This window comes from Pseudomonas sp. GL-B-12 (assembly GCF_019955895.1).
In the GTDB taxonomy this organism is placed as follows: Bacteria; Pseudomonadota; Gammaproteobacteria; order Pseudomonadales; family Pseudomonadaceae; genus Aquipseudomonas.
In genome coordinates this window covers 1-25,022 of record NZ_JAHBCX010000021.1, presented here as the reverse complement: position 1 = coordinate 25,022, position 25,022 = coordinate 1, and the positions used below count along the sequence as shown (strand labels likewise).

The 25,022-nt window shown below is 58.3% G+C and carries 20 protein-coding genes; 15 read left to right on the top strand and 5 right to left on the bottom strand.

What is annotated here, in order from left to right; all coding sequences use genetic code 11:
- Window positions 1-3: 3 nt before the first annotated feature.
- A complete protein-coding gene (gene xerC, locus KGA85_RS12425) occupies window positions 4-942 on the bottom strand; it encodes a tyrosine recombinase XerC (protein ID WP_223461165.1) in 939 nt (312 codons plus the stop codon).
- A gap of 392 nt (window positions 943-1,334) precedes the next feature.
- On the opposite strand from xerC, the gene arnB reads away from it, so the two are divergent.
- The 13 genes from arnB (at window position 1,335) to KGA85_RS12360 (ending at window position 15,956) form a co-directional block, all read left to right on the top strand.
- The gene (gene arnB, locus KGA85_RS12420) at window positions 1,335-2,483 is read left to right on the top strand and encodes a UDP-4-amino-4-deoxy-L-arabinose aminotransferase (RefSeq protein ID WP_223461163.1); all 1,149 of its coding nucleotides are present in this window, start codon (window positions 1,335-1,337) and stop codon (window positions 2,481-2,483) included.
- Window positions 2,480-3,499 carry an undecaprenyl-phosphate 4-deoxy-4-formamido-L-arabinose transferase gene (gene arnC / locus KGA85_RS12415; RefSeq protein WP_223461161.1) on the top strand — a complete coding sequence of 340 codons (1,020 nt, stop codon included), beginning with the start codon at window positions 2,480-2,482 and terminating at the stop codon, window positions 3,497-3,499. Before arnB ends, arnC begins: the two co-directional genes overlap by 4 nt.
- Window positions 3,496-5,487 (top strand): bifunctional UDP-4-amino-4-deoxy-L-arabinose formyltransferase/UDP-glucuronic acid oxidase ArnA, encoded by a 1,992-nt coding sequence (arnA, locus tag KGA85_RS12410; protein WP_223461159.1) that lies wholly within the window; start codon window positions 3,496-3,498, stop codon window positions 5,485-5,487. The genes arnC and arnA overlap by 4 nt, the downstream gene beginning before the upstream one ends.
- Entirely contained in the window at window positions 5,487-6,371 is an 885-nt protein-coding gene (gene arnD, locus KGA85_RS12405; RefSeq protein WP_223532012.1) for a 4-deoxy-4-formamido-L-arabinose-phosphoundecaprenol deformylase, read from the top strand. The genes arnA and arnD overlap by 1 nt, the downstream gene beginning before the upstream one ends.
- The gene (gene arnT, locus KGA85_RS12400; RefSeq protein WP_223461155.1) at window positions 6,368-8,017 is read left to right on the top strand and encodes a lipid IV(A) 4-amino-4-deoxy-L-arabinosyltransferase; all 1,650 of its coding nucleotides are present in this window, start codon (window positions 6,368-6,370) and stop codon (window positions 8,015-8,017) included. The genes arnD and arnT overlap by 4 nt, the downstream gene beginning before the upstream one ends.
- The gene (gene arnE / locus KGA85_RS12395) at window positions 8,014-8,358 is read left to right on the top strand and encodes a 4-amino-4-deoxy-L-arabinose-phosphoundecaprenol flippase subunit ArnE (protein ID WP_223461153.1); all 345 of its coding nucleotides are present in this window, start codon (window positions 8,014-8,016) and stop codon (window positions 8,356-8,358) included. Before arnT ends, arnE begins: the two co-directional genes overlap by 4 nt.
- On the top strand, window positions 8,355-8,756 hold the full coding sequence (gene arnF, locus KGA85_RS12390; RefSeq protein WP_223461151.1) for a 4-amino-4-deoxy-L-arabinose-phosphoundecaprenol flippase subunit ArnF: 402 nt from the start codon (window positions 8,355-8,357) through the stop codon (window positions 8,754-8,756). The genes arnE and arnF overlap by 4 nt, the downstream gene beginning before the upstream one ends.
- A complete protein-coding gene (locus KGA85_RS12385; RefSeq protein WP_223461149.1) occupies window positions 8,753-10,132 on the top strand; it encodes a UDP-glucose dehydrogenase family protein in 1,380 nt (459 codons plus the stop codon). The genes arnF and KGA85_RS12385 overlap by 4 nt, the downstream gene beginning before the upstream one ends.
- Window positions 10,133-10,137: 5 nt before the next feature.
- Window positions 10,138-11,730 carry an ArnT family glycosyltransferase gene (locus KGA85_RS12380; RefSeq protein WP_223461147.1) on the top strand — a complete coding sequence of 531 codons (1,593 nt, stop codon included), beginning with the start codon at window positions 10,138-10,140 and terminating at the stop codon, window positions 11,728-11,730.
- 80 nt (window positions 11,731-11,810) lie between these two features.
- Window positions 11,811-12,989, top strand: coding sequence for an MFS transporter (locus tag KGA85_RS12375; protein ID WP_223543152.1), 1,179 nt, complete (start codon window positions 11,811-11,813; stop codon window positions 12,987-12,989).
- Between the two features lie 160 nt (window positions 12,990-13,149).
- Complete coding sequence (locus KGA85_RS12370) at window positions 13,150-13,857, top strand: HPP family protein (RefSeq protein WP_223461145.1); 708 nt, start codon at window positions 13,150-13,152, stop codon at window positions 13,855-13,857.
- A gap of 97 nt (window positions 13,858-13,954) precedes the next feature.
- A complete protein-coding gene (locus KGA85_RS12365) occupies window positions 13,955-15,427 on the top strand; it encodes a nucleobase:cation symporter-2 family protein (RefSeq protein WP_223461143.1) in 1,473 nt (490 codons plus the stop codon).
- A gap of 58 nt (window positions 15,428-15,485) precedes the next feature.
- The gene (locus tag KGA85_RS12360) at window positions 15,486-15,956 is read left to right on the top strand and encodes an LEA type 2 family protein (protein WP_223461141.1); all 471 of its coding nucleotides are present in this window, start codon (window positions 15,486-15,488) and stop codon (window positions 15,954-15,956) included.
- Window positions 15,957-15,991: 35 nt separating this feature from the next.
- On the opposite strand, the gene KGA85_RS12355 is transcribed toward KGA85_RS12360, so the two are convergent.
- From KGA85_RS12355 to KGA85_RS12340, 4 genes are all read right to left on the bottom strand, one after another.
- Complete coding sequence (locus tag KGA85_RS12355) at window positions 15,992-17,008, bottom strand: AraC family transcriptional regulator (RefSeq protein WP_223543158.1); 1,017 nt, start codon at window positions 17,006-17,008, stop codon at window positions 15,992-15,994.
- Window positions 17,009-17,326: 318 nt separating this feature from the next.
- Window positions 17,327-18,586, bottom strand: a complete 1,260-nt coding sequence (locus KGA85_RS12350; protein ID WP_317850332.1) for a hypothetical protein — start codon at window positions 18,584-18,586, stop codon at window positions 17,327-17,329.
- The gene (locus tag KGA85_RS12345; protein WP_223543151.1) at window positions 18,556-19,824 is read right to left on the bottom strand and encodes a hypothetical protein; all 1,269 of its coding nucleotides are present in this window, start codon (window positions 19,822-19,824) and stop codon (window positions 18,556-18,558) included. Before KGA85_RS12345 ends, KGA85_RS12350 begins: the two co-directional genes overlap by 31 nt.
- On the bottom strand, window positions 19,821-22,562 hold the full coding sequence (locus KGA85_RS12340; protein ID WP_223543150.1) for a glycoside hydrolase family 19 protein: 2,742 nt from the start codon (window positions 22,560-22,562) through the stop codon (window positions 19,821-19,823). Before KGA85_RS12340 ends, KGA85_RS12345 begins: the two co-directional genes overlap by 4 nt.
- A gap of 615 nt (window positions 22,563-23,177) precedes the next feature.
- Here KGA85_RS12340 and KGA85_RS12335 point away from each other — a divergent pair.
- Window positions 23,178-23,516, top strand: a complete 339-nt coding sequence (locus KGA85_RS12335) for a DUF6124 family protein (protein ID WP_223543149.1) — start codon at window positions 23,178-23,180, stop codon at window positions 23,514-23,516.
- 632 nt (window positions 23,517-24,148) lie between these two features.
- Window positions 24,149-24,988 carry an iron uptake transporter permease EfeU gene (gene efeU, locus KGA85_RS12330; protein ID WP_223461140.1) on the top strand — a complete coding sequence of 280 codons (840 nt, stop codon included), beginning with the start codon at window positions 24,149-24,151 and terminating at the stop codon, window positions 24,986-24,988.
- The last annotated feature ends 34 nt before the right edge of the window (window positions 24,989-25,022 follow it).

Below are 25,022 nucleotides of genomic sequence, written 5' to 3'. Positions count from 1 at the left end.
CGTTCACAGGTCAAATCGATCCACCGCCCGACGCCGCTCGTTGTCATCGCGCACATCGTAGTTGGCCGTGGTCTGGATGTTGCTGTGGTGCGCCAGCTTCTGCGCAATCGACAAGTCATACTCTTCGATTACCCGGGTGATAAATGAACGCCGGAAGTCGTGGGGCATGATTTTCACCCCGACCTGCGCGCCCCTCTGCCGGGCGATGTAATAAATCGCATGTTTGGTGATGCGCTCACGGGTGATATGGCTGCCACGGCGGATGCGGTTGAACAGAAACGGGTCGTCCGACTCGCCGTCCTTGAGCAGCGAACGGCGCAGCTCAAGCCAGGCTTCAAGCTTGGCGAAGGCCCAGGCCGGCGCGTACTTGATCAACTGCTTGTTGCCCTTGGCAGTCACCCGCAGGCTGCGCTCGGTGAAATCGACCTGATTCAGCTCCAGGTTCACCGATTCGGACTTGCGCATTCCCGAACCGTACAAAATCCCGATGATCGCTGCATCCCGCAGGCCTTGTGGCCGCGGATCGGCGGCGCAGACCGCCATCAGTTCCTGAATCAGCGTGCGCCTGAGATTGCGCCCCTGGGACAGCCGAGTGCCGGCCATGCCCTTCACCGTACGCATCTTTAACAGATGCTCCTGAGAGATCAGGCTCATGCGCCACGCTTCGTTCATCACCCCGCGCACCGCGTTGACATAGAGCGAAGACGTGTTCGGCGCATAGCCATCCGAACGCAAGGTGGCCACCAGCGCGATCACGTTTTCGGGCTGCAGGTTGTGCCAGGGTATTTCCTCGATATCTTGGTCTTCGAAGCCCAGGCGGTCGGCGGCATCCTGCAGCACATAACGCATGGTCAGCTGGCTGGATGGCGCCAGTCGCGCCAGATACAGGGTCAGCGGATTGGTGAGGGGTGAGCGTGAGTCAGTAACAGGTAAGTCAATCAAACGAAACAGCCTTGAATGTAAACAGTTCAATGAAACAACTAAGAAGTGAAATAACGACGATGTAAAAGACAATACACTTGTAGGACTTTTCCTGAAAAACGCGATAAACGGAAGAAGTCTGAACAGCGGCTTAATAGCCTTCAGATAAAATGATTCCCCAACCGTTTTTTCATGTTCCTTTCACAAAATCGGGCATAACCTTCTATAAACTCGGCGCTGCCCAGACGGATGCCCAACCTGCCGGCCATCGCGGAAAAAGTCAACTGACGCAGTTTTTTGCTTCCATCCAGTAACTAGTTGATTTGATGTAGATTCTGATTTAGCGTCTATGATGATTTTTGGATCCCTTTTAGCCTCAAAGGCTATTTTCGTTTTCAGCCCCTGAGGTGCCCATGAGTCAGGCGTTTCTCCCTTTCTCCCGTCCCAGCATCGGCGACGAAGAAATCGCTGCCGTAGAGCAAGTATTGCGCTCCGGCTGGATCACTACCGGACCGAAGAACCAGGCACTGGAAGAACACTTCGCCAACTACGTCGGTTGCCGACATGCCGTGGCACTTTCCTCGGCCACCGGCGGGATGCATATCACCCTGCTGGCGTTGGGCATCGGTCCCGGCGATGAAGTCATTACGCCGTCGCAGACCTGGGTGTCCACCGCCAACATGATCACCCTGCTGGGTGCCACGCCGGTGTTTGTCGACGTCGACCGCGACACGCTGATGACCGACGTGGCCACTATCGAAGCCGCGATCACCCCGCGCACCAAAGCCATCATCCCGGTGCATTACGCCGGTGCGGCATTTGATCTCGATCCGCTCTACGCCCTGGCCGACAAACACGGCATTGCCGTAATCGAAGACGCCGCCCACGCCGCAGGCACTTTCTACAAAGGTCGTCACGTCGGCGCCAAAGGCACGGCGATCTTTTCGTTCCACGCGATCAAGAATATGACCTGCGCCGAAGGCGCCATGTTCGTCAGCGACGATGAAGCCCTGGCCTCGCGGGTCCGCATGCTCAAGTTTCACGGGCTGGGGGTTGATGCCTACGACCGCCTGACTCACGGCCGCAAGCCCCAGGCCCAAGTAGTCGAACCCGGCTTCAAGTACAACCTGGCCGACATCAACGCCGCCATCGCGCTGGTGCAACTGGAACGCCTGGACGAGATCAACGCCAGGCGCACTCAACTGGCCCAGACCTACCTGCAGCGCCTGGAAGGCTTGCCGGTGCAGCCGCTGGCCGTCCCCGCCTATTCGCAAAAACACGCCTGGCATCTGTTCATCCTGCGTATCGATGCCGAGCGCTGCGGGCTGGATCGCGAAGCGTTCATGAAAGCCCTCCTGGAACAGAATGTCGGCACAGGTATTCACTTCATTGCAACGCACCTGCACACTTACTACCGCCAGCGTTACCCCAACCTGTACCTGCCCAACACCGAATGGAATTCGGCGAGGCTGTGTTCGATCCCGTTATTCCCCGACATGACCACCGATGATGTCGAGCGCGTCGTCGGTGCCATCGAAAACTGTATGGACAGAAGCCTTTGAGACCTTACCCAATCAACTTCGTTTCGATCGTCATTCCGGTCTACAACGAACAGGAAAGCCTGCCTGAATTGCTCCGGCGCACTGAAGCGGCTTGCCAGCAGTTGCACCAGGCCTATGAAATCGTGCTGGTCGACGATGGCAGCCGTGATGACTCCGCGCAGATCCTGGAAGACGCCGCCTCCCGTGAAGGCAGCCCGGTGGTGGCGGTGATCCTCAACCGCAACTACGGCCAGCACGCGGCGATCATGGCCGGTTTCGAACAGTGCAAGGGCGATGTCGTCATCACCCTCGATGCCGACCTGCAAAACCCGCCCGAAGAAATCCCGCGGCTGATAGCGCAGGCCGAACTTGGCTATGACGTCGTCGCGACGGTGCGCAATAACCGCCAGGACTCGGCCTTGCGCCGCTGGCCATCGAAGCTGATCAACCTCGCGGTGCAACGCTCCACCGGCGTGGCCATGAGCGATTACGGCTGCATGCTGCGCGCCTACCGTCGCACCATTGTCGACGCCATGCTCGCCTGCCGTGAGCGCAGCACCTTCATTCCGATCCTGGCCAACAGCTTTGCCCGCCATACCACGGAAATCCTCGTGACCCACGCCGAGCGTGAACACGGCGATTCCAAGTACAGCCCCATGCGCCTGATCAACCTGATGTTCGACCTGGTCACCTGCATGACCACCACGCCGCTGCGACTGCTGAGCATCGTCGGCGTCGGCATGGCGGCCCTGGGCGTGCTGTTCGCTATCGCACTGATCCTGCTGCGCCTGGTGTTCGGCGCTGGCTGGGCCGGTGGCGGTACCTTCGTACTGTTCGCCGTGCTGTTCGTCTTCACCGGTGGTCAATTCATCGGCATGGGCCTGCTGGGTGAATACCTGGGCCGCATGTACAGCGACGTGCGCGCACGCCCGCGCTTTTTCATTGAAAAGGTGCTGCGTAGCCAGCCCGAATCCCCCTCTTCCGTTGTTACCGTCGACGGCCTTACTTCCACTTCTTCAGATCAGGTTCCTTCATGAGTGCAAAAGCTGTTGTCTTCGCCTACCACGATATTGGCTGCGCCGGCATCGAATCCCTGCTCTCCTCCGGTTTTGAGATCGCTGCGGTGTTCACCCACGCCGACGATCCGAAGGAGAATGCGTTCTACGGTTCCGTCGCACAGCTTTGCGCCCGCCACGGCATTGCGGTGCATGCACCGGAAGATGCCAACCATCCGTTGTGGATCGAGCGTATCGCCAAGCTCGATCCCGACTACATTTTCTCCTTCTACTACCGCAACCTGCTGAGCGAACCGCTGCTGGCCACGGCGCGCAAAGGCGCGTTCAACCTGCACGGTTCCCTGCTGCCGCGCTACCGTGGTCGCGCACCGGCCAACTGGGTGCTGGTCAACGGCGAAACGGAAACCGGCGTGACCCTGCACCGCATGGTCAAGCGCGCCGATGCGGGCGCCATCGTTGCCCAGCAAAAGGTCGCGATCGAGCGCAGCGATACGGCGCTGAGCCTGCACGGCAAACTGCGCCTGGCAGCCTCTGACCTGCTGCGTGACACCTTGCCGGCGCTGCTGCAAGGCAAAGCCAGCGAAACACCGCAAGACGAAACCAAGGCCACGGTGTTCGGCCGTCGCACCCCGGCCGACGGCAAACTGGTCTGGGCCAAACCGGCCGAAGAACTGTTCAACCTGGTCCGCGCCGTGACCCAGCCGTACCCGGGCGCCTTCTGCGCGGTGGGCGAGCACAAGCTGATTGTCTGGAGCGCCGAAGTCGCCAAGGGCAACGAAGGCCTGGCGCCGGGCCGCGTCATCAGCGTTGACCCGCTGCGCATCGCCTGCGGTGAAGACTCGCTGATCATCAACGCCGGCCAGCGCAACGACAACGGTCTGTACCTGAGCGGTCCGCAACTGGCCAACGAACTGGGCCTGGTGGACGGTTCCGTGCTGCGCGGTGCCGAATCCGGTCGTGCCCCGCGTCGCACCCGCGTGCTGATCCTCGGCGTCAACGGTTTCATCGGCAACCACTTGTCCGAGCGCCTGTTGCGCGACGACCGCTACGAAGTCTACGGCCTGGATATCGGTTCGGACGCCATCGACCGCCTGCGCAGCCACCCGAATTTCCACTTCGTCGAAGGCGACATCAGCATCCACTCCGAGTGGATCGAGTACCACATCAAGAAGTGCGACGTGGTGCTGCCGCTGGTGGCCATCGCGACGCCAATCGAATACACCCGTAACCCGCTGCGTGTATTCGAACTGGACTTCGAAGAGAACCTGAAACTGGTTCGCTACTGCGTCAAGTACAACAAGCGCGTGATCTTCCCCTCGACGTCGGAAGTCTATGGCATGTGCCAGGACAACAACTTCGACGAAGACAACTCCAACCTGGTGGTCGGCCCGATCAACAAGCAACGCTGGATCTACTCGGTCTCCAAGCAACTGCTGGACCGCGTGATCTGGGCTTATGGCCAGAAGGGCCTGAATTTCACCCTGTTCCGTCCGTTCAACTGGATGGGTCCACGCCTGGACCGCCTGGATTCAGCCCGTATCGGCAGCTCCCGCGCCATTACCCAGTTGATCCTGAACCTGGTGGAAGGTACGCCGATTCGGCTGTTCGACGGTGGCGAGCAAAAACGCTGCTTCACCGACATCGCCGACGGTGTTGAAGCCCTGGCGCGCATCATCGACAACGACAACGATGTCTGCAACGGCCAGATCATCAACATCGGCAACCCGGACAACGAAGCCAGCATCCGCCAGTTGGGCGAAGAGCTGCTGCGTCAGTTCGAAGCTCACCCGCTGCGCGCCAACTTCCCTCCGTTCGCCGGTTTCCGCGACATCGAAAGCAAGGCGTTCTACGGCACCGGTTACCAGGACGTTTCGCACCGCAAGCCAAGCATCGCCAACGCCAAGCGTCTGCTGGACTGGACGCCAACCGTGGAGATGAGCGAAACCATCGGCAACACCCTGGACTTCTTCTTGCGCGAGGCCATGCTCGAAATCGCGGACAAGCGCTGATGCAGGCGGGACTGCGGATCGATGTCGACACCTACCGGGGCACCCGTGAAGGGGTGCCCCGGCTGCTGGAAATCCTTGATGAGGCACAGGTCAAGGCGACGTTCTTCTTCAGTGTCGGGCCGGACAACATGGGGCGCCACTTGTGGCGCCTCATCCGTCCACAGTTTCTCTGGAAAATGCTCCGCTCCAACGCAGCCGGCCTGTATGGCTGGGACATCCTGCTGGCCGGCACCGCATGGCCTGGAAAACCGATCGGCCGGGACCTGGGGCACTTGATGCGCCAGGCCCGGGATGCCGGGCATGAGGTTGGCCTGCACGCCTGGGATCACCACGGCTGGCAAGCCAACGCCGGGCGCTGGAGCGAGGCACAACTGGTCGAACAGATACGCCGTGGCGTGGACACCCTCAGCGACATTCTCGGGGAAAAGATCACCTGCTCGGCGTCTGCCGGCTGGCGTGCCGACGAGCGTGTGATTGAAGCCAAGCAGGGTTTCGGCTTTCGCTATAACAGCGACTGTCGCGGCCTGAGCCTGTTCCAGCCGCGATTGGCCGATGGTCGCCTGGGCGCACCGCAAATCCCGGTGGACCTGCCGACCTTCGACGAAGTGGTCGGGCCGACCGTCGCCGCCAAGGATTTCAACACGTTCATCCTGGACCGGTTCACACCGGAAAAACTCAATGTCTACACGATCCATGCCGAGGTAGAAGGGATTCTGATGGCCAACGATTTCCGTCAACTGCTGAGCGATGCGCGTCAGCGGGCTATACATTTTCAACCCTTGGGCGACTTGCTGCCCAAGGCACCTGACAGTTTACCGATCGGCCGCGTGGTACGCGGTGCACTCGAAGGTCGCGAAGGCTGGCTGGGAGTACAAGGGGCATGAGCAAGCGCTGGGCTTTGCCGTTATTGCTGGTCATGGTGGCGCTGGCGTACCTGCTGCCACTGGGCAGTCATGGCTTATGGATTCCTGACGAAACCCGCTACGCCCAGATCAGCCAGGGCATGCTCCTGAGCGGCAACTGGGTGTCGCCGCATTTCATGGACGTGCGCTATTTCGAAAAACCCGCGGCCGGCTACTGGATGATCGCCATCGGTCAGGCGCTGTTTGGCCAGAACCTGTTCGGGGTGCGCTTCGCCTCGGCCCTGAGCACCGGCTTGAGCGTGCTGCTGTGCTACCTGGTCGCCCGCCGGATGTGGAACGAACCACGCAAAAGTTTCGCCTGCGCGCTGCTGTACATGAGCTTCACGGTCATTGCCGCTTCGGCGGGGTATGCCAACCTCGATCCGCAATTCACCTTTTGGGTCAATCTGAGCCTGGTGGCGCTATGGTTCGCGCTCGACAGCACGAGCCGCGGGCAACGCCTGATCGCGTGGGCGGTGCTGGGTCTGGCTTGCGGCATGGGCTTCATGACCAAGGGTTTCCTGGCCTGGTTGCTGCCGGTGCTGATCGCCCTACCCTGGATGATCTGGCAAAAACGCTGGCGTGAACTACTGGTCTACGGCCCGGTGGCGGTCGTGGTCGCCATCGTCGTCAGCCTGCCATGGGCGCTGGCAGTGCACGCCCAGGAGCCCGACTACTGGCGGTTTTTCTTCTGGCACGAACACATCCGCCGTTTTGCCGGGGACGATGCCCAGCATGACGCGCCATGGTGGTATTACCTGCCATTGCTGGTGGCTTTCAGCATGCCGTGGGTTGCATTGCTGCCGCCGGCGCTGAAGCAAGCCTGGCAGACCCGACGCCAGTCCAATATCGCGTTCCTGCTGCTGTGGCTGTGGATGCCGTTGTTTTTCTTCAGCCTGAGCAAGGGCAAGTTGCCGGCCTACATCCTGCCGTGCCTGTTACCCCTGGCATTGTTGCTCGGCCATGCACTGGCTGACCGATTGAAGCTGGAGCAAGGTCGCGTCCCGGGCATCAACGGCCTGCTGAACCTGGTGGTGGGTGTGGTCACCCTGCTGGCCCTGGTTTATCTGCAATTGAAAAAGCCGATCTACGATCATGAACTGCACAACCTGGTGTTGGTGTTCATCGGCTTGATCGGCTGGATCATGGCCAACCTGCTGCAGGCCTTCCGCCCGTTGCAGTGCTGGGCAGCCCCGGCTTTTGGCAGTTTGTTGCTCGTCGGTTTGTTGCCTGCCGGACTGCCCAACTCCGTAGTCGCCAATAAAACGCCTGACCAATTCATCCTCGATCACGCCCAGGAGCTCGGCCAAAGTGCCAAGTTGTTGAGCAACGACCTGGGGGCCGCGTCGGCGTTGTCCTGGCGGGTGAAACGGCCGGAGGTGGCTTTTTTCAACACGATAGGCGAATTGAAATATGGCCTTGCCTATCCTGATTCGCTTAAGCAGCGCGTCAACCCCGATCAGGTGCAACAGTGGATGCACGACGCCCGCCAGCAAGGCTCGGTGGGTGTGGTCATGCGGGTCAAGGGCGAAGAAGAGCTGCACGAACTTGAACAGTTGCCCAAAGAGGGCAAGCGGTATGAACAAGGCAATCTGGTGATTTTGATTATCCCTCAGGCGACACCATGAGCCTGCTATTGCTACTGGTGGCCTGTCTGCTGACCTGCCTGGGCCAGATCGCACAGAAATATGCGGTAGAAAGCTGGCGCGGCAAACCTTCCGGGTGGACGGACAAACTGCGTTCGCCCTGGCTTTGGCTGGCCCTGGCTTCTCTAGGGCTGGGCCTGCTGGTGTGGTTGCTGGTGCTGCAACGCCTGGAAGTCGGGATTGCCTATCCGATGCTGAGCCTGAACTTCGTGCTGATCACCCTGGTGGCGCGTTTCGTGTTCCACGAAACCATCGACCGCCGCCACTGGCTGGGTGTGGCGCTGGTGATCGGCGGCGTGGCATTGCTGGGGCAACACGCATGAACCTGAGTCGCGGCATTACCTTCGCACTGGGCAGCGTGTTGCTGGTCAGCGCCGCCCAGCTGGGTATGCGCTGGAGCATGAGTCACCTGCCACAACCCGAACAATGGCTCAGCGCCCCCATCGACCTGACAGCGGTTGCCGTGGTCCTCCTGGCCATCTTCGCCTACGCCTTGTCGATGCTCTGCTGGCTCGCCGCCCTGCGGGACCTGCCCCTGGGCCGGGCCTACTCGTTGCTGAGCATCAGCTACGCGCTGGTGTACCTGCTGGCCGCCAGCCTGCCGCTGTTCAACGAAGCGTTCAGCCTTACAAAGAGCCTTGGCGTGGCATTAGTCATCCTCGGCGTCATTACCATCAATTCTCGACCTGCTCGTGCGCCCGAATCTAGGAGTGCCCCATGAAAATCAGTGTGTTTGGTAGCGGTTATGTTGGCCTGGTGCAGGCAGCGGTACTGGCGGAAGTCGGTCACGACGTGGTCTGCATGGACGTTGACGAGAAAAAAGTCGAACTGCTCAAACAGGGCCACGTGAGTATCTTCGAACCCGGGCTGGCCAGCCTGGTACGCGAAGGCCTTGACGCCAAGCGGTTGCAGTTCACCAGCGACGAAAAATTCGCCGTCCAGCACGGACAGGTGCTGTTCATCGCAGTCGGTACTCCGTCCCGGGACGACGGCTCGGCGGACTTGCGCTACGTGATGTCGGTAGGCGACGCGGTAGCACGGCATCGCGAGCAACCGGCGATCCTGGTGGAAAAATCCACCGTCCCGGTCGGCACCGGCGATGCCCTGCGTGCACACATCGACAAATGCCTGCTCAATGCCGGGCGTGTATTGCAATTCGATATCGTCTCCAACCCGGAATTTTTGAAAGAAGGTTCGGCCGTGGCCGACTGCCGACGTCCGGACCGTATCGTCGTCGGCTGTGAACGCGATGAAGTGCGCGACGTCATGCGCGACCTGTACTCGCCCTTCAACCGCAACCATGAACGCATCATGTTCATGGACCTGCGCAGCGCCGAGCTGACCAAGTACGCCGCCAACTGCATGCTGGCGACCAAGATCAGCTTCATCAACCAGATCGCCGAACTGGCCGAACACCTGGGTGCCGACATCGAATCGGTGCGCCTGGGCATCGGCGCCGACTCGCGTATCGGTTACCACTTCATCTACCCCGGTTGCGGCTACGGCGGCTCATGCTTCCCCAAGGACATGCGCGCCCTGATCCACAGCGCCGAAGAAGCTCATTGCTCCAGCGACCTGCTGCAAGCGGTGGAAGCCATCAACGAGCGGCAGAAACACAAGCTGTTCGAGCGCATCAACGCATTCTACAAGGGCGACTTGCGTGGCAAGACCTTTGCCTTGTGGGGCCTGGCATTCAAGCCCAACACTGACGACATGCGCGATGCACCGAGCCGGGTATTGCTGGAATCGTTGTGGGCCGCCGGGGCGAATGTCCGCGCATTCGATCCGGAAGCCATGCAGGAAACCCAGAAACTGTATCCCGACGAATCGAAACTGATGCTCATGGGGACGCCTGAGTCGGTCTTGTCCGGCGCCGATGCGTTGATCATCTGCACCGAATGGCAACAGTTCAAGGCCCCGGATTTCGAGTTGATCCAGCAGCGGCTCAACGCCCCGGTGATCTTCGACGGCCGCAACCTGTACGACGCAGACCGTCTGGCACGCATCGGTTTCACCTACTTCCCGATCGGCCGCGGCGAGTCGCGCAAATTGCCGATTCCGTACCAGCAATGGTCAACCGAATCAGTGGTCGCCTGAACCTCATGATCCCTCACATCCGCCAACAGTCCCTCGCGCTGGGTCTGTTGGCGCTGTTGTTGTTCTGCGCCGGGATGTATCAGCAGGCAGCCATCGGCTTCGATTCGCGCTTCGTGCTGTTCGCCCAGGAGATGCTGCGCAATGGGCCGTCGTTTTTTCCGACGACCTATGGCCAGCCCTACGCAGACTATTCGGGACTTTCAACGCTATTCATCTGGCTGCTTTCGCTGCCGTTCGGCCAGGTCACCAGCCTGACCGCATGGCTGCCGAGCGCCATCGCCGCAGCGGTCATCGTCACCTTGATGTACCGCTTGCTGGCGCCCTACTCCACGCGTTGGGCGCTGCTGAGCATCGCCTTGATGCTGCTGACCAACACCTTTATCACTGAAACCCGCGCCGTTTCCCTCGACCTGATGCTGGCGGCCGTCGCGTTCAGTGTGTTTTACCTGGGTTATACCGCCGATCACTTTGCCGCTCCGCGTCGCTGGGCCTTGATCTACGCCTTGTTGCTGCTGGGCTTCTGGATTCGTGGGCCCATCGGCCTGGTCATTCCTACGGGGATGCTGTGCAGCTATTTCCTGGTAAATCGCCAATGGAGACGAATGCTGGTCTTCGGATTGCTGGCGTCCATGCTGTTGGCGGTGTGCGTCGGGCTTTTGTTGTGGCTGGCGGACGTCAGTGGCGGCCCGGCCTTTTTGCAGGACGTGATTCGCATGCAGTTCATGGGACGCATGGACGGCAGCGAGGGCTCCAACGAGGTGTTGTATTACTTCACCAGTTCGGTAGGCAACTACGCACTGGCCTGGCCACTGGCAGTGCTGGCGCTGGTGGCGGTCGCCGCTTCTGGCCGACAACAGTCAGGCCCGGCATTGCGCCTGACGCTGTACTGCGCAGCTGCCGGATTGATCGTGATGGTCGGCCTTTCCGTCCCGCAGGCAAAAAAGGCCCGTTACCTGCTGCCGATTCTGCCCATGGCGGCGATCATGGCGGCTTATCCGTTTTACGCCGTGCAAGGTCGGCTGTTCGGTTGGCTGCGCGTATTGATGCAGGGCTTATGGCTGCTGATTCCGGGGTTGCTGATCGTGACCTTGCTGGTGATACAGCGAAGATTCCCCGAAGACGTGGCCCATCTCACGTCGTTGTTCATCATTCTCGGCGCGCTGCAAGCGGTCGCCGTCGTAGCGCTCAGGCATCCCCGCTGGCGCGCGCAGACTCTCGCCCTTTGCGCAGTCCTGGCACTGTGGTCGGTATATATCCTGCAGTTCGAGCCGATCCAGCGACAGCTTTACGACACCCGGACCTTCAGCCACGAAGCGTTTGAACTCGTGCAAAAAGACCCCGCACCACTGGTGATGCACGCGATGGGCAAGGATGCCAAAGCCATCAAGTTCATGGTCAACATCAATCAAGGCCTGCAACCGGAGTTCACCGATTCACACCAGGAACTTGACGCCCTCAAGGGCCCGGCGTGGCTGATGATGGACCTGAACGTTTACAAGACACTGCAAGGCACGGCTATAGGTGCATTGCCACCCGTGTTGAGCGGGCGTTTCGACAAGAATGATTTCGTGCTGCTGCACCTCAAGCAAATCCCGTAGCAACGACCGAGTGTCCGACTGCTAGAGTAGCGCTCACGATCGGGCTGATGCCGGCCCGATCGAATAAGGATATTCACGTCGTGACCAGCTACTCCCCCCTCATCCGCCGCCTGCTGATCTGCTCGCTGACCATCGTCGTCAGCCGCGCCATCACCAGCCCGTTGCTCACACTGTTCGTCAGCGACAAGCTTGGCCTCAACCAACAGGACGTTGGCTTGCTGCTCGGCATTGCGGTGTTCGTCGCCACCCTGCTCTCCTTGTATGGCGGCTACATCATCGATCGCTTCGAAAAACGCCGGTTGCTGATTCTCTCGATGGCGTCCAGCGCTGTCGGTCTGGTGTTGCTGACCTTTGCTGAAAACCTCTACCTGACCACGATCACCCTGATCGTCACCGAAACCGCTTCATCGCTGTTCCTCATCGGTTCGAAAGCGATCCTCAGCGACAACCTGGCGGTGGGTCAGCGCGCCAAGGCGTTTTCCCTGAGCTATACACTGACCAACATTGGCTACGCTGTCGGGCCGATGCTCGGTGTGCTGATTGCCGGCGTCTTTGCCAGTGCACCGTTCCTGATCGCTGCGGCCATCGCTTTTTTCAGTATTTTCCTGATGACCGGAATCGCGAAGGCCCCGGCGCGTTTGTCTGTCACCGGCCAGGCGCAAAGTTTCCTCAAAACCCTGATCACCCTGAAAAACGACCGCACCCTGATCCTGTTCACCGCCGGTTGCCTGCTCAGCACCGTGGTGCACGGGCGATTTACCTTTTACCTGTCGCAGTATTTGCTGGTAACCAGCAGCCCCCAGCACACCATGGAAATCATGGCCGCCCTGCTCGCCTGCAACGCCATCAGTGTGATCTTGTTGCAATACCAGATCGGGCGTTTTCTCAAGCGCGAGCAACTGCGCCAATGGATCGTGGCCGGCACCGGCCTGTTCATCCTCGGGCTGATCGGCTTCAGCCTGGCGGACAGCCTGGTGAGCTGGTGCGTGGCGATGTTTATCTTTACCCTCGGTGAAATCATCATTTACCCGGCCGAGTTTCTCTTCGTCGACACCCTGGCTCCGGAAGAACTGCGCGGCAGTTACTACGGCGCACAAAACCTTGCTGCACTTGGCGGTGCGTTGAGCCCGGTGATTTGCGGCTTCATGTTGATGCACACCCCGGCGCCGACGATGTTTTATGCCTTGAGTGCACTCGCTGCCTTGGGTGGTTTGCTGTGCTACATCAGCGGCCGACGGGGCAACTTACAGCAAAATTAATGCACTGAAAGCTCATTAATATGAATTTGTCAGTAGATGGATTGAACGGCACACTGTGCGCGTTCCTCCCCCAACAGTTGGAACACCTTCAAGGGCTTTCTGGGTTTCCCAGCTAAGCCCTTTTTTTGCCTCGAATTTTTCTTGCCGGAGTTTTCTCGGAATGCTTGCTCGCTGGTTGCCCGCCGCCATCAACACCCGCCCCACCGAATGGAGCCGCGCCGCCATCGGCATGGCCTTGGGGACACTGATGAGCGTGTGGCTCTGTAGCCAGGTGTTCGGCATTGAGGTGGCCCAGCACCTGATCGGCCCGCTGGGGGCGTCGGCGGTACTGTTGTTTGCCGTGTCTTCGGGCGCGCTCGCGCAACCCTGGTCGATTCTGGGCGGCTACTTGAGCGCCGCGGTGATTGCGTTGCTGGTGGCCCATGTGTTGGGCCGAACCCTCGGGAGCGCTTGCCTGGCGGCAGGCATGGCGTTGATCCTGATGTGCTGGCTGCGGTGCCTGCATCCACCGGCCGGTGCATTGGCCCTGACCTTGGTGCTGGCCGATCCGGCAACCATTGCAATGGACTGGAGAGCCATTGAACCGGTGATGCTCAGCGCAGCGACGATGCTGTTCTGCGCCTTGGCCTACAACAACCTGACCCGCGTTCGTTACCCCAAGAGTGCCAGCGAACCGGTGGCCAGGATTCATGCCGATCACCCGCCGGTCGACCGTCAGGCCATCACTGCCGAAGACCTGAAACTGGCGTTGGCCGACATGGAAGCGTTCTACGACGTCACGCCCGAAGACCTTGAACAGTTGATCCAGGCCAGCCAACTGCACGCCAAACGCCGCAGTGTGGGCGAGGTGCTCGCCCCTCGACTGTAAGTCGCTGTTTTGGAGGTTCTTTTGCCGTGGCCGGGCGGTTCTGGCATCCTGCGCCTCCATTTTCTGACCCGGCCCGCCTTCTGGCACGCAAACCACCATGACCGCCTCCGAAAAAGCCCCCGCTCCACGCCACAGCGACCTGATTTACGGCCTCGATGACCGCCCGCATCTGACTGCCACCCTCTTCGCCGCCCTGCAACACGTGCTCGCAAGTTTCGTCGGCATCATCACCCCGACGCTGATCATGGGCAGCACCTTGGGCCTGCAAAGCGAAATTCCTTATCTGATCAGCATGGCGCTGTTCGTTTCCGGCCTGGGCACCTTCGTCCAGGCGCGGCGCTTCGGTCCGGTGGGCTCGGGCCTATTGTGCCTGCAAGGCACCAGTTTCTCGTTCATCAGTGTGATTTTGAGCGCCGGCTTCATGGTCAAGGCCCGGGGCGGCGGCACCGAAGAGATCCTCTCGACCATCTTCGGTGTGTGCTTTTTTGCCGCGTTCATCGAGGTGGTGCTGAGCCAGTTCATCGGCAAACTGCGCATGCTGATCACCCCGGTGGTGACCGGGACGATCATCACGCTGATGGGCTTGTCGCTGATCAAGGTGGCGATGACCGACATCGCCGGAGGCTTCGGCGCCCCGGATCTGGGGGCGGCCAGTCACTTGGCCCTGGCGGCGCTGGTGCTGGGAACCATCGTGGTGTTGAACCGGGTGGACGTGCCGTTTCTGCGCCTGGGAGCGATTGTCATCGGCCTGACCCTGGGCTACGGGGTGGCATGGCTCATGGGCCAGGTGGATTTCAACAGCCTGCCCGAAGTGCCGCTGATGAGCGTACCGGTACCCTTCAAATATGGGTTCTCCTTCGATTGGGTGGCGTTCATTCCGGTGGCGGTGATTTTCCTCGTGTCGCCGCTGGAGGCCGCCGGCGACCTCACGGCCAACTCGATGATCTCCCGGCAACCGGTCAAAGGCCCGGTGTACATTCGCCGGATCAAGTCCGGCCTGCTCGCCGATGGCCTCAACTCGGCCATGGCCGCGGTGTTCAACAGCATGCCGATGGTGACCTTCGCCCAGAACAACGGGGTGATCCAGCTCACCGGCGTGGCCAGCCGCTACGTGGCGTTTTTCATTGCCGGCTTGCTGGTGGTGCTTGGCCTGTTCCCGATGATCGGCGCGGTACTGCAACTGATGCCGAAACCGGTGCTCGGTGGCGCCGAACTGGTGATGTTCGGCACCGTCGCCGTGGCCGGGATCAAGATTCTGGCCGAGGCCGGCCTGCATCGGCGCAACATGCTGATCGTGGCGATTTCCGTCGGCATGGGCCTGGGCGTGGCCGCCGTACCGGAAGTCTTGCGTGAACTGCCCAAGGCCCTGCACAACATTTTCGAATCGCCCATCACCGTCGGCGCGCTGTGCGCTATCGTTCTTAATATCTTCCTGCCCGAGGAATTCATCGAACTGGAAGAGGACGAATTCGATCCGGAAGCCTCCGTGCTTCAGGTGATGCAGAACCCCGATGTGACCGTCAGGGATGAACCCGCAAAGGCTGCGGTGGTCGCACAGTCAAACCGCTAGACCGGCTCAAGGGCTGAGCCGCTGACGGTTCAGCCCTTTTTCAGATGAGAGCACGTCCATGCGCAGCGCCCACGCAGTCCTGATTTCCCTCCTGCTCTGCCTGAGCGCCTGCTCCTCTCTGCCCAATCGAGACCCATTGAAAATCAACGTCGTGGGCGTCGAGCCCTTGCAAGGCGAGGGCATGGAAGTACGCTTTGCCGTGAGAATCCGCGTGCAGAACCCCAATGACATCACCGTCACCTACAGCGGCGTCGCGCTGGACCTGGACATCAACGGCCAGCCCTTCGCCTCTGGCGTCACCGATGAGAGGGGTACGATCGGGCGCTTTTCCGACACCGTCGTCAGCGTACCGGTCAGCGTTTCGGCGTTTTCGATGGTCCGCCAGACCTATGGCATCAGCCAAATGAAAACGCTCAACAACATGCCTTATATCCTGCACGGCAAGCTCTCGGGTGGCCTGTTCAACACCATGCGCTTCGTGGACAGTGGCACGCTCAATCTGCCAGGGCCAATCACTGGCAGCCGTTAACAGCCTGGGAAGAAATGACCGTTGCGCCGCTGAACCTACTCGGTGTCATTGAGAATCAGGCTGCGGTAATGCCCAGGATTTGACCCCGACCATTTGCGAAACGCCTTGTAGAACGAACTGACGTCAGCGAACCCGAGCCGCGTGGCGATTTCGCTGAAGCTGATCGCCGGCTCCGCCAGCCAGACAATCGCCAGCTCCTTGCGCACGCCGTCCTTGAGGCCTTGATAGGTTTGCCCTTCTTCGGCCAATCGGCGGCGCAAGGTTGAAGCCGACATGCACAGGCGTTGCGCGAGGGCTTCGGTTTCCGGCCAGTGTTCGGCCGGCAGGTGGCGCAGGTCGTGTTTGATGCGGCTGGCCAGGCTCTGCGGATCGCGGTACTTCACCAGAATGTTCGCCGGCGCACGGGCCAGGAATCGCTCGAGTTCTTCAGGGCTGCGCTTGATCGGCAGGTCCAGGTAATCGGCGGAGAAAATCATCCGCGTGCGTGGGCGGTCGAAGCGCAGGTTCTCGGAAAACATCACCTGATAGTCATCGCAGAAATCCGGCTTCGAACAGCGTAGTTCGATGGCCAGGATCGGAATCCGCCGTCCTGCCAGCCAGCAGGCAACGCCGTGCACGATCATCCAGTAGGTGAAATAGGTGAAGGCCCGGCGCGGGTCTTTGTCGTCCTCCAGCAGGACGATTTCCGCCAGGCTTTGCTGACGCACCAGCTGCGCCGGCAAGTGCTCAAGCATCAACGACAGAAAGTCCAGGCCGCAGGTCAGTCCCGCCGCCACGTTGGGCTGGAGCATGGCCGTGCGACACAGAAAGGCAAAACTGCCGGACTTTAGCTTGCGCGGGTCCATGCCAAAAAACTCGTCATCCCCGCGCCGTGCCAACAGCCGCCAGCACTTCGCATAGGTGGTGGCCGGCAGGCGGGCATCGCTGCTGTCCAGTAACCGCGGGTCGATTCCGAGCTTGTGCAACACCTCTTCGGTGGCGGCTCCCGGGGCGCAACTTTGCAGCAGTGCTTCACGCAGCAGTTGTGCGCTGATGGTGTCTTTTTCCGACATGGATCGCGGCAAGGCCTGTTCTTGTTCGAGTGGGGGGCATATTAGCTGAAACCGCTCGCCTGACGCTGTTCCTGTGGGCAACGAAACCCTGCGGGTGTTGGATTGGCTGAAAAATCTGTAATCGATCAATTACACCTGTAGGAGCGAGCTTGCTCGCGATGGTAGTGAACGATGGCATGCGCTTCCTGGATAAACGCGGTGCTCTCGGGTTCTTCGCGAGCAGGCTCGCTCCTACAGGTAATTGGCAACCTGAAAAGTCAGTGCCTGCGCAACCACTCGATAAACAGCGCAAACAACTCTGACTGCGAGCCCTCTTCCTCAAAGTGATGATGCCGGAATCAGCACCGTTCCCCACAGTCCAGCCGCAACCGCGCCACCACTGTAGATAAATTGCGACCCGGCACCGCGCCGAATCGCCTGCGTCCCGGCAGCTATGGCCAACCAAGACGAAGCACAGCCTGGATGACCCAACATTGCATCAAGGTCGCACAATCCCGACCTATCGACAGACATGGGGACTTCAGTCATCACGCGTGCAATGGCGGCCTTCCCCCGAACATCAATACCTGCTCGCCAAACCTGTTCGACTGATCTCGTTTCAAGCGGCGCCCACTCAATCGCCTGTCGCGTAGCGTAAAGCAGGTCATCGGAGATGGGCTTGCGCGCCTGCTCCGGCCGATGAAGTAAGGCTATCGGCGATAACGTGGTTTGCGTCAGACGGTTACCAAACAGCAACCCGACGGCAACTTCCGCCGTGCCATCCGGCTGCTGCGGCGCAAAGTGCACGGCCAAAACCAACAACAACTCCCGATCAGCAATACGCTTGTCCAGCCACTGGTCCAATGCAGTCAGCCCGCGACCATCGACGGGGGTTATGAGTTGGCGAATACCGGATTCGCGCCATGCCTGTCGCCACACCCGGCGCCATTGCTGCTCCGGCAAACCGGTATCGACATCCAGCAACAGGGCCAACGGTTGATCATCAGGCAACTGCGCCAAAGTCGGCGCCAGGTCGGCGAGTGTCTGCGCCCATACACTCAGCAATATTGCTTCCGGGTTTTCATCTGCATCGTTAGATAAACAACTATGGCGAAGTATTGATCCATCCACCCTGGACGCTTGTGACTTCAGCGCCTTCGTCCCACTCAGCAGAGCGTCCAGCTGTATTTCCGGATCATCCGCAGGTTCTGCAAGAGCAGTCTGCACGCTCACGCCCAACACCTGTTGCGAGCGACGCCCCTGACGCATCTTTCGGCTCATGTCTTTTTCGCGAGCCTCATCCCAGCCATCGGCGGCACCCTCTTCACCGGTGTACAACAGCACTCGCCCGAATCCCAGCACGCACCAACCCAGGATTGGGATGCCCAAGGCCAGGCTCCAGAAATCCGAAGGCCGCTGGGGTACGGTTTCGTCGCCGAACAACAGCGTGCCTCCGACGCCCAGCAAACAGAACAGCAACAACAGGCCGAGCCAAAGTAAAAATCGAGGTGGTTGAGGACGCAGTGCGAGAGGCAGAATTTTATCCAGTCTGATTGGCATGACTTCACCTAACTCGCCGAAAAATTTATCGACTTGCATTGCACCCACTTTGTAATTATTTCAACTTTCGCTTGGTATGAGACCTTGCACCATCCGCCCCACGAATCCTCCACTAAAACTTTGTCCCCCTTAATTAAATACATCTTTGGTGAATACTGCAGCAACGGTTCCGAACCGCCATCATAAAGAGATGCTTTTTCCATAATGGAGCCGTTTATTACTTTGCCAGTAAGGATGGTTTGAAACAAAGGCGACCCCGCCGTCTTCTGAACACTTTTTTTGTCTTTATACGGATACACATACGTAGTTCCCCCTTGCTTATCCACCTCATCCCCACCCAAATGAAAAAAACGAGTGAGCTTCTTGTCCAGAATTAGAGTATCCGCCTCCAACCTAAAAACACTTACATCGTAAATATCGCTTGCCGGATCCCATATTTTTGGCATCTCCATGCGATGTACGACGAACAACAGTTCTTCTCCCCCTTCACCAACGGGAAGAAAAAATGCGTCAGTGATTACTCCTCCCGTACCCAAGTATGGAAACTCATAAACAAGCTTTGGGTTTTCAGATAAAATAACTGAATAAAGGGATATTCCATCAGTCTCACGAAACAATTGCGCATCTGCTTGCAAATTAGTTTTTGTGTAGACAATACATGCATTCACTCTATCTAGCTCCATAGAGCTATAAGCCTCCCGAAGACCAATACCGCTGCATTTATTCGCCCCGGATATTTTTTTTGGGCCAAGCTCTATCGTTTGGATGCCTCGATATGCACTATCGGGTAAATAATTTAAACCAGGGAGATCACAATTTTTATTGAAAACCTTTTCACCTTGTTTTTTTGCAACAACTTTATAGCTCAAGGAGTTCAGACTTTCGAAGGAGTACAGGTAATTTCCCTTTGTAAAGCGAAGAGCCACCCCGTTACTTTCATGGTTTGTCGAATTGTAAATCGTGAATATTCCTTTGGGAGGTGTTTTTTTCTCTGGATACTGCAACTCTACGCTTGCCGGACCAAGACCGTAGGACGGTTTACCAAAGCGATACTGTACATAGCCACTATCAGGAGATGTATTGGCCTTCGCGCAAATTGACGCAACTCTCCCTACATAGTTGTATTGATCCTGACCGGGATTAAATGCGCAACTAATGTAAATATCCTCCCCTTCAGTGCACATTGTTGAATTTATGTCTACGTATGGATCCCTCGCCCAAACCTTAAGACTCACAAAAGATGCAACAGCCAAAAAAACCATCAGTATTTTTTTCAATTTAAACTCCCTTTCCTTAACAGGTCAACAAAGTACTCCCTTCTATCTGGGTGGCTCGCTGTATGTTTATTTACAACAGTGGTTATTGAATCCACAACATCCAAAGCGCTGCCTTTATCTGCTATTTTATATAACTCATTATTCAGCCAAAAACTCGCAGCCGATCGAACTGCATATTTCATCTCCAACAACAAATCAGGATTCACAACAAAATCTGCATTATCGTTTGGCCACTGCGCCGAATACTTTGAGTGCCAACGTTGAAATAGTGTGTAATTGTGTAACCCTGTCAACTGCTTCAAACCTCGCCCTCTATACCTCCACCCATCACCGCTTGAAACCCCTCGATTGCCAAGTTCGGTACGCCCCCCATAGGCGCCATTAGCGATGGCCTCGTAATCGACTCGGGTCATAGGCGCGCCGTTTTCTTTGATTTTTTCTGTCTTAATTTTGTACCCGTATCGCCCGGCTTCTTCCGGGTTACTCCGAAAATAACTGAACAAGTCAATCAACGCGCTGGATTTATACGCGAAACTTTCATCTACCGATAAATCCTCCCCTGTTTCTTGTTTTATCTGTGCAAAAAAATGAGCTCTTCGCAACGGAGTATCTAACTTGAAAAAATCGAGATTTGCGTTTAACTCGTCAGCGATTTTCTGCAAATCACCGTATCGATCTTCACGGAGCGTCGGATAAATGCTTTTCATAGTTTCAAGGGAAAACTTAAATCGGTTACTGCTAAAAATCCCCACCAACCCAATCGGATGAAAGTGATAAGCACTCCCCCAAGAAGGCAACCCGACCTTTTCCGCAACCTCCCTCCACCACCCCATCTGCGCAATCCGCTGCTTCTCCGCCAGCCAATTCAAGTGCGGTGTCGAGCCGCTATGGCCTAGCAACTCATCCAGTGCGTCCCATATCTTCGGCTGCTGAAACCACTCGCTTTCCTTGTACAGGATCATCTGCGAAATCGACTGCGCATGAGCCGGTCGCTCAAGGGCCGCCAGCAATTCAGAGACCGTTAGCGTGCCGTCGGGGTTGCGACCGATGATTTCGTACAACCGCCTTTTCATCGGGCCCTTGTCGTCTTTTTCGGCAATGGCACGATAGCGCTCGCGTTCCTCGTCGCTGAAACGGCCAATGGTGCTGAGAAAAGAGGCCAGCAAGTGTTTGGGTCTGCTGTAGTCGATGATGACGTCATAGCCTTCCCAGGCCCACGGACTGACCCAAGGCGTTACGCCTGGCTCTTCACACACCCAGCCATCAAGAAGATTGTTGTCGGCGTCGTGAAGCAAATGTTTCAGGTAATACCAGGTGCGAGCTTTGCGTGTCGGGCTCGCGGGCACCTGGATTTTTCGGTCCGCCGGCAGATCATCGAGCAGCTTCTTGGGGACCAGCAAATCGGCAGCACTGCGCGGGCTGGAAGCACTCGATGCCTGCAATAGCGCAGCCGTGGTATTTCCTTCAGGAGGTACTACGGGCGTGCCCATAGGGAGCTTCAGCCAGGTCCTGTCTTTCTCCGGCAGGCGTTGGGCCCACAATCGACTGGCTTCGATGAATTCCTCAACGTCATCACCACTGAAGGTTTCCAGGTGGAGCTTCTCGTCCGGCTGATTCGCGCCGCCGTCCTGATACAGGCCAAGATGGCCGATGAGGTCACCTGCCTTGATTGCGACAGGCTGGTCAAGCACCACGATCTGATCTGTCGCTACCGGCTCAATGGCACTTTCCAGCGAGTCAAAATGTACATACTGGTTGATGCGTTCGAGCTTGCGAAACTCGCCTTCGCCACTGACCGTGGCTTCCGACTCAAGCGGTAAATCGAAAATTACGTTATCGGCAATAACCGGTTCGGCCCGAACGTTGACTGTTCTCTTCGACGAACTGATGCGGGTTTCGTTGCGGTCTGGGTGTTTGAGCACCTGAGTGGAGAGATAGCCCTTGATCGAGCCATCGGGGTTGAGCAGTTTGGCCGGTCCCAGGCTGCTCTCCAACTTGCGAAATGGTCCGGTGCCACTGATAGCCACTTCGGCGCCTCGCGGCAGAAAATCGATTAGCTGACCATGCGACTTGTTGTACACCTTCAAACCAAGCTGCTCAGGCTGGCCGGGAAGGACGTCATTTGCCGTCTGCTTGACGCGAAAGGTCGGATGCTCGGGCCAGAATTTCGGGCGAGCGAGGGTGGAATCCTTCTGGTACTTCGCCCAATCTTGCAGATGCATGTAGAGGCTATAAAAAGTCAGGCTCGGTGGAGTGTCCAGGCTGCTTTCGATCTTCGGCGGTTGAAGGTGATGGCGAACCAATACGAAGTTGCGCGAAAAGGGTTTCTCGATTGTTCTGTCTTTGTCGAAATAAGCGGTAGTCGGCGAATCCGTATCGATACGGTAGGCCACCACTTCGCCGTCGGCCAGACAATGCACGCTGGATTGCTTCAGGGTGCCGGCGGTGCCGCTGTCGAAGTGCACGCCGCCGTGCCACAGGCCGCTACGTCCAAGTGGGTAATAGCCAGCCACCGCTTTGGCCAGTTGGGTCAGTTGCATCAGCGGATCGCGGGTGTCCTTGAACGGATGGCACCAGTTTTCCACGGGGCGCAGTGTATTGGGGGCAGGCTCTGCCAAAGGCGATGTAGAGAGAGAACGGCTATCAGGTTCGGGCAAGTTAGAAACCTGCGATGCATCAGACCGCGAAGTAGCGTCGTACTTGTGGAGTCCAAACAGTCGAGAAAGAACGCTGGCCATGTTGTATGTCGCTCCTTGTTTTGCAAAAGGGGTCAACCAGAGAGATGCGTACGTCCCAGGGGATCAAATTCATGCTCGGTCAATGCAGAGCGATGACGGCCCGACAGCTTTCTAGAAGCTGGTAAGCGTTCAAATAGGAAATATCTACAAGGCACGTAGGATGGGTCCGGGAAGGCTGCGCGCCCGGTCCGTCAGTTTTTGTACGGTCTTGTCGACTGGTTGTGGTGAGGGGTTTTCGGCGTTTGGTTTCAGCGGTTTTGCGAGCGAGCGGCTACTTGTTTAAACGCCTTCGAGGTTACTTCACGAAAGCTACATCACCTTGCGTCGTTGCCTACGGTTACGCCAGAATCCGCCGGCTTGTGCGCCCTGGGACCGCTCGGTAACTTGATTCGCGTCACTGATTGTCAGTGATCGGGTTTAGTAGCCCGTGGTTAAATCTAAGTCGTACAACGCTTCTATCAGTCAGGCATTGCGCCTGCGGTTTGATGGTGGCTGTACGTAGGGCGCCCTTGGGCGCGCCGGCTTCTTAGATTCCCCGGTCTACTAACCTGCGTACAGCTGCCACCCCTTTCTTTAGTAGGGAACTGGTGCCGGCACAAATCAGGAATCTAAGAAATGTTCAAGGTAACGCCAAGCCCGCCGGATACTGATCCGACAACGTCCTCCAGAACCAATAATCCCCTCGACCCCACCGCCACCATTCCCTCTGCAGCCGATATCCGAGACGCTCCACGCAAACTATGCACGATGTTTTTCGTTAATCCTGAACTCGATACCGAAAGCCTCCTGGCCCACGCGTGCGAATCGCTGGCCTCTGCCAATGTCATGACGATGGATCTGGCGGACCGGACGGAGGGATCGAGTCGCAATACGCTCTTGGGTATCGCGCAAGTCATCATGCTGGGAGAACTGGCGGTGAATCGGGCGCTGGATCGAATTGATCCGCCTGAGTAGAAGAGCAAAAGATCGCAGCCTGTGGCAGCTCCTACATGAGTCCTGTGCAACCGCCATTTTGCGGGTGTACGCAAGACCTGTGGGAGAGACTGCCAGCGATGACGCCTACCAGCCGACCAGGTTTTTCACAGGCGAACGAATTCCGCGATCAGGCCGGCCGGTAGGCCGCCTCGCTTTGGCTTTGGTTTTTGATCTTCTTGCCCCCTCGAGAGGCCGAGCGCAGGTTCTGCTCAGTGGGTAACCCGGCATGGATGCCGGGTTAGCCGCCCCCGGCCATGGATGGCCGATGGCGGCGGGCCCACGGAGCAGGACCGGAGCGAGGGCATGCCGAGCCTAGGCGAGGCACCGAACGACAGGGGCAAGAGCCCTTTGGTTACTTTGGGGCTTTTCCAAAGTGACCCGCTGTAAGAGCGGAACCATAAGTGGCCATGACCGCAGCAACGGATATGTACACCTCATGGAAAATAGTCGGCAATCAGGCCGCCATCGCTGGCAAGCCAGCTCCTACAGGGCAAAGCGTGATCTTCAGGATCGTTCAGCTTAGGTTCAGGTAATTGCCAATCAATACCATATGGGAATGAGTGTCATTATGTTACAACTTAGCTCCCTAACTAAGTTCGAGACGCCGCTGAATGCTTGTTCCTTTCCTGATCATGCTGCGCGAAGGTGTCGAGGCCGCGTTGATCGTTGGCATCATCGCCGGTTACCTCAAACAGACCGGTCGCGGCCAATGGCTGCCGGCGATGTGGATCGGGGTGTTTCTTGCCGTCGCCCTCGCCTTGCTGGTGGGCGGTGGCCTGGAACTGGTCAGTGCCGAGTTTCCGCAGAAACAACAGGAGCTGTTTGAAGGCGTCGTCGGGCTGGTGGCCGTCGGCATTCTCAGCTCCATGGTGTTCTGGATGCGCAAGGTGGCGCGCTCGATCAAGCATTCGCTACACGAATCCCTCGACCACGCGTTGAGCGGTTCCAGACACCAGGTGATTGCACTGATCGCCATGGTGTTTTTCGCCGTGGCCCGCGAAGGCCTGGAAACCGTGTTCTTCCTGCTCGCGGTATTCCAGCAAAGCCAGGGCCCGGCGGCACCGATCGGCGCCCTGCTCGGCCTGGTCCTGGCCATCGTCATCGGCTTGCTCATCTACAGCGGCAGCATGCGCCTGAATCTTGCGGCGTTCTTTCGCTGGACCGGCCTGTTCATCCTCGTGGTGGCGGCCGGCATCCTCGCCAACTCGGTGCAGGCGCTGCACGAAGCCGGGCTGTGGAACCACCTGCAAACCGTGCTGTTCGACTTCAGCGCGACGCTGCCGATGGACGGCCCGTTGGGCTCGGTGCTGGCCGGCATGTTCGGTTACCAGGATGCCCCGACCGTCAGCACTCTGGGTGCGTATCTGATCTATCTGCTGGTGGCGCTGGTGATGTTCTTCTCCCCGGCCGGCGCACCCGCCCGGCAATCCTCTTCCGTTTCCAGCCAGTAAGGGCTCCCATGCCAAATCAAGCCCCACCCCAGGC